The sequence below is a fragment of the Hydrogenophaga sp. genome (genome assembly GCF_019635465.1).
In the GTDB taxonomy this organism is placed as follows: Bacteria; Pseudomonadota; Gammaproteobacteria; order Burkholderiales; family Burkholderiaceae_C; genus Hydrogenophaga.
The window spans coordinates 1-10860 of the sequence record NZ_JAHBZK010000027.1; the positions used below are offsets into that span (position 1 = coordinate 1).

The window sequence follows — 10860 nt, forward strand, 5'->3', positions numbered from 1 at the left end:
ACACCCACCCCGATCACCCGATGAAGCGACACCTTCACCCGACACCCTCGCGCCGGCATTTCCTGCGCACCGGCCTGAGCGCCGTGGCCGCGGCGCCGGCGCTGGCCTTGCCTCAGCGGGCGTGGGCGGCGCCGGTGCGCGAACTGGCCTTCGACCACCTGCACACCCACGAGCAGATCGACATCGTGTATGCCCGCGGCAGCGACTACCTGCCCGACGCGCTGGGCCAGCTGAACCACTTTCTGCGCGATCACTACTCGGGCGACGTGGGCCGTATCGACCCCGGTCTGCACGACCTGCTGCACGCGGTGCGCCGCGAACTGGGCACCGAGCGGGCGTTTCAGGTGATCTCGGGCTACCGCTCACCCGCCACCAACGCGCAGCTCAAGGCCACCCGCGGTGGCGGCGTGGCCACGCACAGCCTGCACATGGAAGGCCGCGCCATTGACGTGCGCCTGCCCGGCGTGGCGCTCAGCGACCTGCGCGACGCGGCGCTGTCCCTCAAGGCCGGTGGCGTGGGTTACTACCCGCACGAGCAGTTCGTGCACATCGATACCGGCCGCGTGCGGCGCTGGGGCGGCTGAGCCCGGCCGCGTGCGCGGCCAACCTCAGGCGGGTGCGACCCAGCCGGCCTTGGCTTCCTCGGCGATCGGCGTCGGGCGCCCTTCGTGGTCGATGGCGACGTAGGTCAGGCTGGCCTCGGTCACCTTCACGTACTGGCCCTGTGCGGAAAAGCGCTCGGCAAACACCTCGACCATGACCGTGATGGAGGTGCGGCCGATGCGGGTGACGTGCGAGTAGAAGCTGAGGATGTCGCCCACCCGGACCGGCTGCTTGAAGATGAACTGGTTGACCGCCACCGTGGCCATGCGGCCCTTGACGATGCGCGCCGGCAGCACGGCGCCGGCCAGGTCGACCTGGGCCATCACCCAGCCGCCAAAGATGTCGCCATTGGCATTGCAGTCGGCCGGCATGGGAATCACCTTGAGCACGAGCTCGCGGTGGTCTGAGGGCAATCGGGAGGCGGGGGTACTTGAATCGTTGGCCATGGGCACAATCTCCGGCTGACCCGAGATTGTCCCCGATGCGCCCTCACGCCCACGGCCGCCTGGCCATACCCGCCACCCCCGCCGACGCCGCCACTGCTCGCCGTTCCGACTGGGCCACGCTGGGGCGCCTGCTGCCCTACCTGTGGCAATACAAATGGCGCGTGCTGGCCGCACTGGCCTTCATGGTGGGCGCCAAGCTGGCCAACGTGGGCGTGCCGGTGCTGCTCAAGCGGCTGGTCGATTCGATGACCATTGCGCCCGGCAGCGCGCAGGCGCTGCTGGTGGTGCCGGTGGCGCTGCTGGTGGCCTATGGCCTGCTGCGGCTGTCCACCAGCGTGTTCACCGAACTGCGCGAACTGGTGTTTGCCAAGGCCACCGAAGGCGCCACGCGGCAGATCGCGCTGGAGGTGTTCGGCCACCTGCACAGCCTGAGCCTGCGCTTTCACCTGGAGCGCCAGACCGGCGGCATGACGCGCGACATCGAGCGCGGCACGCGTGGAGTGCAGTCGCTCATCTCGTACTCGCTCTACAGCATCGTGCCCACGCTGATCGAAGTGGTGCTGGTGCTCACGCTGCTGGGCACCCAGTTCGACATGGGCTATGTCTGGATCACCGGTGCGGCCCTGGTGATCTACATCGGTTTCACCGTGACGGTGACCGAGTGGCGAACGCAGTTCCGCCGTCGCATGAACGAGCTGGAGTCGATCGGCCAGAGCAAGGCCATCGACTCATTGCTCAACTACGAGACTGTCAAGTACTTCAACAACGAGGCCTTTGAAGCGCGCCGCTACGACGACGCCCTGCAGAAGCTGCGCAAGGCCCGCCTGCTCAGCCAGACCACGCTGTCCATGCTCAACGCCGGGCAGCAGCTCGTCATCGCGGTGGCGTTGGTGGCCATGCTGTGGCGGGCTACGCAGGGTGTGGCCGCCGGCCAGCTCACCCTGGGCGACCTGGTCATGATCAACGCCTTCATGATCCAGCTCTACATCCCGCTGGGTTTTCTGGGCGTGCTCTACCGCGAGATCAAGCAGAGCCTGACCGACCTGGACCGCATGTTCCTGCTGCTCGAGCGCGAGCGCGAAGTGGCCGATGCGCCCGGTGCCCAGCCGCTGACGCTGAGCGGAGCGCCAACGCTGCGCTTCGAGAATGTGCGCTTCTCGTACGAGCCGGCGCGCGAGATCCTGCACGGGGTGAGGTTCGAGATTCCGGCGGGCAAGACGGTGGCGGTGGTGGGGCCATCGGGCTCGGGCAAGAGCACGCTGGCGAGGCTGCTGTACCGCTTCTACGACGTGAACGAAGGCGCGGTGACGATCGACGGCCAGAACATCGCCCAGGTCACGCAGGCCAGCGTGCGCGAGGCCATCGGCATCGTGCCGCAGGACACGGTGCTCTTCAACGACAGCATCGAATACAACATCCTCTACGGCCGACCCGAGGCCGGCCATGACGCCGCGGTGGCCGCGGCACGCGCGGCCCACATCCACGACTTCATCGAGCGGCTGCCGCAGGGCTATGCCACGCAGGTGGGCGAGCGCGGTCTCAAGCTCTCGGGTGGCGAGAAGCAACGCGTGGCCATTGCGCGCACCCTGCTCAAGAACCCGCCGATCATGATCTTCGACGAGGCCACCAGCGCGCTCGACTCCGCCAACGAGCGCGCCATCCAGGCCGAACTCAAAGGCGTTGCGCGCCACAAGACCACGCTCGTGATCGCACACCGCTTGTCCACCGTGGTCGACGCGCACGAGATTCTGGTGCTCGAACACGGTGTCATCGTTGAACGCGGCCGGCACGCCGAACTGCTCGCACGCGGTGGTGCCTATGCCCGCATGTGGGCGCTGCAACAGGCGGCCCAGGACTGAGCGACCTCCGCTGGCGTTCTGCGGCGCTGCAGCACGCCGCGCCGCACCATAATCGCGCCCACCATGGAAACCAAGTGGCTTGAAGATTTCGTCAGCCTGGCCGAGACGCGCAGCTTCAGCCGCTCTGCCCAGTTGCGCCATGTGACACAGCCGGCGTTCTCGCGCCGCATCCAGTCGCTGGAGGCCTGGGCGGGTACCGATCTGGTCGACCGCTCCTCGTACCCGACCCGCCTGACCCCGGCCGGGCAGACCCTGTACGAACAGTCGCTGGAGATCCTCCAGGCGCTCAATGGCACGCGGCTCATGCTGCGCGCCCATACCGCGGCGGCGCAGGACGTGATCGAGTTCGCCGTGCCGCACACCCTGGCGTTCACCTTTTTCCCCCAGTGGCTCTCGGGCCTGCGCGACAAGGTCGGGCCGGTCAAGAGCCGTTTGATCGCACTCAACGTGCACGACGCGGTGATGCGCCTGGTCGAAGGCAGTTGCGATCTGCTGATCGCCTACCACCACGCCACCCAGCCGATCCAGCTCGACCCGGCCCGGTACGAGATGCTGCCCCTGGGCAGCGAGCCCATCGCGCCGTTCGTCAAACCCAATCCGCAGGGGGCGCCGCTGCACGCGCTGCCCTCGACGAGCGGCCAGCCGGTGCCCTACCTGGGTTACGCGCCGGGCGCCTACCTGGGGCGCGTGGTGGAGCACCTGCTCAAGGAGTCCGGCATGGGGCCGCAGCTGGAGCGTGTGTACGAGACCGACATGGCCGAAGGCCTCAAGGCCATGGCCCTCGAGGGGCACGGCATTGCGTTTCTGCCGGCCAGCGCGGTGCGCAACGAACTGGCCACACGGCGCCTGGTGCCGGCTGCCAATGGCTTGCAGCTCACCATGGACATTCGGCTGTACCGGGCGCGGCCGATCGATGCCGGCAAGGGCAAGCGCGCGGTGTCGGGTTTCTGGAACCGGTTGGCCGAACTGGACAGGGCAGCCGAGCCACCGCGCTGAGGCGAACCGTCCGCGAGCACCTGCGGCCACGGCTGCGACAATCGGCGCCCATGAGCGCCGACACCCCTGACACCCTCACCCTCATCCGCCCGGACGACTGGCACCTGCACGTGCGCGACGGCGACGCCCTGAAAACCGTCGTGCCGCACACGGCGGCACAGTTCGGTCGGGCCATCATCATGCCCAACCTCAAGCCGCCGGTGACCACCGCGGCCCAGGCCATGGCGTATCGCGATCGCATCCTGGCCGCCGTGCCGGCCGGCATGTCGTTTGAGCCACTGATGACGCTGTACCTCACCGACAACCTGCCGCCCGAGGAAATCGCGCGCGCGAAGCAGGCCGGCGTCGTGGCGCTCAAGCTGTACCCGGCGGGCGCCACCACCAACAGCGACGCCGGCGTGACCGACGTGCGCAAGACCTACAAAACGCTCGAAGCCATGCAGCGCGAAGGCATGCTGCTGCTCGTGCACGGCGAGGTCACCTCCAGCGACATCGATCTGTTTGACCGCGAGGCCGTGTTCATCGACCAGGTGCTGATCCCGCTGCGCCGCGACTTTCCCGAGCTGAAGATCGTGATGGAGCACATCACCACGCGCGAGGCGGCGCAGTACGTGGCCGAGGCCGGCACGCACACGGCGGCCACCATCACCGTCCACCACCTGCTGTTCAACCGCAACGCCATCTTCCAGGGCGGCATCCGCCCGCACTACTACTGCCTGCCGGTGCTCAAGCGCGAAGCCCACCGCCAGGCGCTGGTCGAAGCCGCCACCAGCGGCAGCGACCGCTTCTTCCTGGGCACCGACAGCGCGCCGCACCCGGCCCACCTGAAAGAGCACGCCGTGGGCTGCGCCGGCTGCTACACCGCCCACGCCGCGCTGGAGCTCTACGCCGAAGCCTTCGAGGCGGCCGGCGCACTCGATCGCCTGGAAGGCTTTGCCAGCGTGCACGGCCCGGCCTTCTACGGTCTGCCGCGCAACCAGGGCAGCGTGACGCTGCGCCGCGAGGCCTGGACGCCACCCGAGTCGTTCCGCTTTGGCGAGGCCGAGCTCAAGCCGTTGCGCTCGGGCGAGGCGTTGCGCTGGAAGCTGGTGGCTTGATCGAAACACCGATCGAGTGGTCGGCGCCCTGGTTCGTCCCGCTGGCCAGGGCAGGGCGGGCCGTTGCGGCTGCGCGGGCCGAGACGGGCTCTTTGCCGGAGGCCCTGAACCGCGCTGCGCCGGGGCCTCTTCGCGCCGTCGCTCAAAGCGACCTGCCCGAGGCCATGGCCTATGAGGCCTTCATCGCATCCAGTGCCAGTGTCCCCACCCGCGAGAACCTGCACGACCTCTTCAACGGCCTGATCTGGCACACCTTCCCCCGGTCGAAGCTGCAACTCAACCGGCTGCAATCGGGCGCCATCGCGGCCCAGGGCGTGGGGGCGATCCGTGGCCCCTTGCGCGACGCCATCACCGTGTTCGACGAAAACGCGGCGCTGTTGCAGGCGCCCCCGGCGCTGTGGGCGGCGCTGCGCGCGCGCGACTGGCAGCGCTTGTTCGTGTCGGAACGCGCGCTGTGGTCGCAGGCGCGGCTGGTGCTGTTTGGGCACGCCTTGCTGGAGAAGCTGGCCGCGCCGTACAAGTCCATCACGGCGCATGTGTTTGTCGAACCGGTGCCGGCGGCGCTGGGCGCCCACCTGCCCGACTGGGACGTCTGGCTGGCCGAGCGACTGCAGGGCGAGGCGCTGGAGCGCAAACCCTTCACCCCCCTGCCGGTGCTGGGCGTGCCTGGCTGGTGGCCGGCCAACGAAGACCCGGCGTTCTATGCCGATGCGCAGGTGTTCCGGCCGCCGCGCACGGCCTGAGCACCCTTGAAAAACAGCTGGCCGCCGCACATCTTGGCGCCGGTATCATCCGCTGCCCTCGCCGAGAGCGCGGGGAACCTGCGGGCCCGAAACGGGTCTTTGGCGCAGCCGGTGCACGTTCGCACCGGTGCCTTCACGGAGCACACATGAAACGCATCCTGCTGTTCGTTCTGACCAACTTCGCTGTCATGGCGGTGTTGTTGATCACCACGCGCATTCTCGGCGTGGACCGTTTCCTCACGGCCAATGGCCTGAACATGACGGCCCTGGCCGGCTTCTCGCTCGTCATCGGTTTTGGCGGCGCCATCATTTCGCTGCTGATGAGCAAGCCCATGGCCAAGTTCAGCACCGGTGCGCGCGTCATCAACCAGCCGCAAAACGCCGACGAGGCCTGGATCGTGCAGACCGTGCAGAAGTTCGCCGACAAGGCCGGCATCGGCATGCCCGAGGTCGCCATCTTCGAAGGCGCGCCCAACGCGTTCGCCACCGGCGCGTTCAAGAACAGCGCCCTGGTGGCGGTGTCTACCGGCCTGCTGCAGAACATGACCCGCGAAGAAGTCGAGGCCGTGATCGGCCACGAAGTGGCCCACGTGGCCAACGGCGACATGGTCACCATGACGCTGATCCAGGGCGTCATGAACACCTTCGTGGTGTTCCTCTCGCGCGTCATCGGCTACGCCGTCGACGCCTTCCTGCGCCGCGGCAGCGACAACAACTCCGGCCCCGGCATCGGCTACATGGTCACCACCATCGTGATGGACATCGTGCTGGGCTTCCTGGCCGCCATCATCGTGGCCTGGTTCAGCCGCCAGCGCGAGTTCCGCGCCGACGCCGGCGCCGCCAGCCTCATGGGCCGCAAGCAGCCCATGATCAATGCCCTGGCCCGCCTGGGCGGCCTGACCCCTGGCGAACTGCCCAAGACCATGCAGGCCCTGGGCATCACCGGCGGCCTGGGCAAGCTGTTCAGCACCCACCCGCCGATCGAAGAACGCATCGCGGCCTTGCAGCAGGTCTGATTGGTCAGGCGAGCGCCCCAAACAAACAAGCCACCCTCGGGTGGCTTCTTTGTGGTTGATCGCCTTTCGCAGAACCCAACGCACCTCGCGGGTCGTTTCGAGGCCACGCTGCTCTTCTGGTGCGCTTTGTGCGCGATGGATGCTGTGGCTAGACTTCTGCTTTCGGCCAGAAGCGGACCCACACGCATGTTCAACGAAGACCTCTGGAATTACGTGACAAGCCTTGAGGTCGAACTGCGACCTGAGGGTTGGTTCTATACCTAGCGAGGAAGCCATCTGCGGGATGACCTTCGTGACGCATATGCGGACGCCGATTGGGATTTGACGGTCAAGCTCTGCAGCGAGGCTATGAAGAAGCCGGTCCAAGCTGGGTCGTCAACGCAAGCCACTGCGCAAGCAGCGTTACGCACTTTCTTCGAGTGGTTCTTCTCAAGAAAAAAGAACTGAGGCGGAACTTCTGCTTTGGGCCCGAAGCCGTCCTCCAGCGTCCAGACATCGCGTAGAGCCAAGCCACTTCCGCGAAGCCCAGACGCCACCCAGACACCAAAACAAACGGCCCACGAGGGGCCGTTGTCAGTCGATCGGGTCATCCGCTGGATGCACCCGAGGTAGCGGTTTCAACCGCTCACTGACGGTGTTCGAAGCGGTCGTGGCCCCGGTGGCCGGGCGGCACCCAGCCCGGCGCGCGGTGGTAGCGTTGGCCGCCGATGATCACCAGTTCAGTGGAGATGGCGGGGTAGGTCGGCGCTTCGTAGCCGCTGTAGATCACCTGGGGTGCCGGCGTCTCGTAGCGCACTTGCGGGCGCGACGGGTTGTAGGCGGGGGGCGGCGGCAGGCCGTCGACCGGGGTGACGTTCAGGCGCACGTAGCGGCCGGGGTCCTGGGCCATCTGGGTGCGGTACTGGCGGCCGGCGTATTCGTAGACCACATCGAAGGCCACGGTGCGGGGCTCGTAGTAGGTCTGTGTGCCGCAGCTGCGAACCACTTCGGTGTGGGGGGCGGGTTCGCCTTCGATGCGGTTGCCGACGATGGCACCGCCGATGAGGCCGATGGCGGTGGCCGCTGCGCGACCGCTGCCTTTGCCGATGGCGTTGCCAGCGGCGCCGCCGGCGATGGCGCCGATCAGCGCGCCGGCACCGGATTTGCGGCCTTGGTAGGTCACCTGCTCATCGGTGCAGACCTCGCGCGGCACGGCCACCTGTTGAATGATGGGCGTGCTGCTGACGACGCGGCCTTGTTCTTCCTGGGCCTGGGCCAGGCCGGTGCCGGTCATGGCGATCAGGCCGGCCATCACGGGGAGCAGAACGGGGGTTTTCATGGCGGACTCCTTGAAGGGATGGCTGCATCCTGCGCCGGCCATGTCAACTGGCGGTGGCGACCTTGTCATTTTTTGTAAAGACGCCGACGGGCGGCTTTCCTAGCAGCGCGCAGGCCACCGCCTCTGCCACCTTGAGCCCGTCCACCCCCGCCGACAGAATGCCGCCCGCGTAGCCGGCGCCTTCGCCCGCCGGAAACAGGCCGCGCGTGTTCAGGCTCTGGCCATCGTCGCCGCGCGTGATGCGCAGGGGCGATGAGGTGCGTGTTTCGACGGCGGTGAGCAAGGCGTCGGGCAGGTCGTAGCCGCGGATCTGCCGGCCGAAGGCGGGCAGGGCTTCGCGCAGGGCCTGCACCGCGTAGTCGGGCAGCACCTGCGCCAGGTCGGTGGGGCGAATGCCCGGCCGGTAGGACGGCTGGACCTCGCCCAGGCCGGTGGACGGCACGCCCGCCACGAAATCGCCCAGGCGCTGAGCGGGTGCGCTGTAGTCACCGCCGCCGACCTCGAAGGCCCGGCTCTCCAGCTGGCGCTGCAGCACCACGCCGGCCAGCGGGTGGTGTTGCCCTTGCGCGCGCAGGGCCTGGGCCTGCTGGGCGTAGCGCGCGCCGTCCTGTTCGCCAAAGGCGGCGGTCCACAGCGGCAGGTCGCGCGGGAAGGTCTGCGGGTAGTCGGCCGGGTCGATGCCCACCACGATGCCCGAGTTGGCGTTGCGCTCCGCGCGCGAGTACTGGCTCATGCCGTTGGTGACCACCCGGCCCGGCTCGGACGTGGCGGCCACCACGGTGCCACCCGGGCACATGCAGAAGCTGTAGACGGCGCGCCCGTTGCTGGCGTGGTGCACCAGCTTGTAGTCGGCCGCACCCAGCAAGGGGTTGCCCGCGTGGCGGCCCCAGCGGGCGCGGTCGATCAGGCTTTGCGGGTGTTCGATGCGCACGCCCACCGAAAACGGCTTGGCCTCCAGGAAGACGCCCGCGTCCCACAGCCAGGCAAAGGTGTCGCGCGCGCTGTGGCCCAGGGCCAGCACGGCGTGGCTGGTGGGCAGGTCGTAGTGCTCGTCGCTGTCCAGCACCTGCACGCGCAGGGCTGTCAGGCGTTGGCCGGCGCCCTCGGGTTCGGTGTGCACGCCCACCACGTGGTGGCCGAAGCGGATGTCGCCGCCCAGCGCGCGGATCTTCTCGCGCAAGGCTTCGACCACCTTCACCAGCTTGAAGGTGCCGATGTGCGGGTGCGCCTCGTACAGGATTTCGGCCGGCGCGCCGGCGGCCACGAATTCGCGCATGACCTGGCGGCCCAGAAAGCGGGGGTCCTTGATCTGGCTGTAGAGCTTGCCGTCGGAGAACAGGCCGGCGCCGCCTTCGCCGAACTGCACATTGCTTTGCGCATTGAGCGTGCGCTTGCGCCACAGGCCCCAGGTGTCCTTGGTGCGTTCGCGCACGGGCTTGCCGCGTTCGAGCACGATGGGCCTGAACCCCATTTGCGCCAGCACCAGCGCGGCAAAGATGCCGCAGGGGCCGAAGCCCACCACCACCGGGCGTTCGCGCAGGTCGGCAGGCGCCCGGCCTGGGGGGTGCCAGGCCATGTCGGGCGTGGGCTGGATGTGCGGGTTGCCTGCGTGCCGGTCCAGCAGCGCGGCTTCGTCGGCCGGGCGGGCCAGGGTGATGTCCACGATGTACACCGCCAGCAGCGTGGCCTTGCGTGCATCAAAGCTGCGCTTGAAGACCTGCAGCGCGGCGATATCGGCTTCGGCCAGGCCCAGCGCCTGCGCGGCGTGGGTGCGCAGGGCATCGATGGGGTGGGTGGCGGGGCAGGAGGCCAGCGCGGACAGCGGCAGCCGGATTTCGGAGAGGCGGATCATGGGCTTGCAGGCCCGTGGTGATCGGGCGGGGCAATGGGAAGGCCCGGATTTTACCGACCGGTGTGCAGCGGCATTCTTTTGCTATATAAAAAATAGCTGCAAGCGCTTTATCCACAAGCGTTGCAGCCGTTTTCATCAAGAAGGCAGGAAGCCTTCGACCGACAGGTAGCGCTCGCCCGTGTCGTAGTTGAAGCCCAGCACACGGCTGCCCGCGGGCAGTTCGGGGAGCTTCTGCGCAATGGCGGACAGGGTGGCGCCCGAGGAAATGCCGACCAGCATGCCTTCTTCGCGGGCGCAGCGGCGGGCGTATTCGCGGGCGGGTTCGGCGTCGACCTGGATCACGCCGTCGAGCACGCTGGTGTCCAGGTTCTTCGGAATGAACCCGGCGCCCAGGCCTTGCAGCGGGTGCGGCCCGGGCTGGCCGCCCGAGATCACGGGCGAGAGCGAGGGCTCCACGGCAAACACCTTGAGCTGCGGGAAGCGGGCCTTGAGCACGCGCGCCACGCCGGTGATGTGCCCGCCCGTGCCCACGCCGGTGATCAGCACATCCAGGCCGTCGGGAAAGTCGGCCAGGATTTCCTGCGCCGTGGTGCGCACATGCACTTCCACGTTGGAGGGGTTCTCGAACTGCTGCGGAATCCAGCTGCCGGGCGTCTGGGCCTGCAGTTCCTCGGCGCGGGCGATGGCGCCTTTCATGCCCTTTTCCTTGGGGGTCAGGTCAAAGCTGGCGCCGTAGGCCAGCATCAGGCGGCGGCGCTCGATGCTCATGCTGTCGGGCATCACGAGGATGAGCTTGTAGCCCTTGACGGCCGCGACGAGCGCCAGGCCGATGCCGGTGTTGCCCGAGGTGGGCTCGATGATGGTGCCGCCAGGCTTCAAGGCGCCCGATTTTTCGGCGTCTTCCACCATGGCCAGGGCGATGCGGTCCTT

General features: G+C 68.0%; 10 protein-coding genes. 6 read left to right on the forward strand and 4 right to left on the reverse strand.

The features are described 5' to 3' along the window. Positions 1-20 precede the first annotated feature (20 nt). A complete protein-coding gene (locus KF871_RS18595; protein WP_291146104.1) occupies positions 21-584 on the forward strand; it encodes a DUF882 domain-containing protein in 564 nt (187 codons plus the stop codon). A 24-nt stretch (positions 585-608) separates the two neighbouring features. Here the strand turns inward: KF871_RS18595 and KF871_RS18600 are convergent, their stop codons facing one another. After that, positions 609-1049, reverse strand: a complete 441-nt coding sequence (locus tag KF871_RS18600) for an acyl-CoA thioesterase (RefSeq protein ID WP_291146085.1) — start codon at positions 1047-1049, stop codon at positions 609-611. Positions 1050-1084: 35 nt separating this feature from the next. Between KF871_RS18600 and KF871_RS18605 the strand changes: the two genes are divergently transcribed. The 5 genes from KF871_RS18605 to htpX all read left to right on the forward strand — a co-directional run bounded on the left by KF871_RS18605 (position 1085) and on the right by htpX (position 6760). Further along, positions 1085-2908, forward strand: coding sequence for an ABC transporter ATP-binding protein/permease (locus KF871_RS18605; RefSeq protein WP_291146086.1), 1824 nt, complete (start codon positions 1085-1087; stop codon positions 2906-2908). Between the two features lie 63 nt (positions 2909-2971). Further along, positions 2972-3904, forward strand: a complete 933-nt coding sequence (locus KF871_RS18610) for a LysR substrate-binding domain-containing protein (RefSeq protein ID WP_291146089.1) — start codon at positions 2972-2974, stop codon at positions 3902-3904. 50 nt (positions 3905-3954) lie between these two features. Then, positions 3955-5001 carry a dihydroorotase gene (gene pyrC / locus KF871_RS18615; RefSeq protein ID WP_291146092.1) on the forward strand — a complete coding sequence of 349 codons (1047 nt, stop codon included), beginning with the start codon at positions 3955-3957 and terminating at the stop codon, positions 4999-5001. After that, positions 5001-5744 carry a DUF3025 domain-containing protein gene (locus KF871_RS18620; protein WP_291146107.1) on the forward strand — a complete coding sequence of 248 codons (744 nt, stop codon included), beginning with the start codon at positions 5001-5003 and terminating at the stop codon, positions 5742-5744. Before pyrC ends, KF871_RS18620 begins: the two co-directional genes overlap by 1 nt. A 146-nt stretch (positions 5745-5890) precedes the next feature. Then, entirely contained in the window at positions 5891-6760 is an 870-nt protein-coding gene (gene htpX, locus KF871_RS18625) for a protease HtpX (protein ID WP_291146094.1), read from the forward strand. A 625-nt stretch (positions 6761-7385) separates the two neighbouring features. On the opposite strand, the gene KF871_RS18630 is transcribed toward htpX, so the two are convergent. From KF871_RS18630 to cysK, 3 genes are all read right to left on the reverse strand, one after another. Beyond that, complete coding sequence (locus KF871_RS18630; protein ID WP_291146096.1) at positions 7386-8078, reverse strand: glycine zipper 2TM domain-containing protein; 693 nt, start codon at positions 8076-8078, stop codon at positions 7386-7388. A 43-nt stretch (positions 8079-8121) separates the two neighbouring features. Next, positions 8122-9930, reverse strand: a complete 1809-nt coding sequence (locus KF871_RS18635) for an NAD(P)/FAD-dependent oxidoreductase (RefSeq protein ID WP_291146099.1) — start codon at positions 9928-9930, stop codon at positions 8122-8124. 135 nt (positions 9931-10065) lie between these two features. Beyond that, positions 10066-10860, reverse strand: a 795-nt coding sequence (cysK, locus tag KF871_RS18640; protein ID WP_291146101.1) for a cysteine synthase A, incomplete at its 5' end; no start/stop codon positions are given.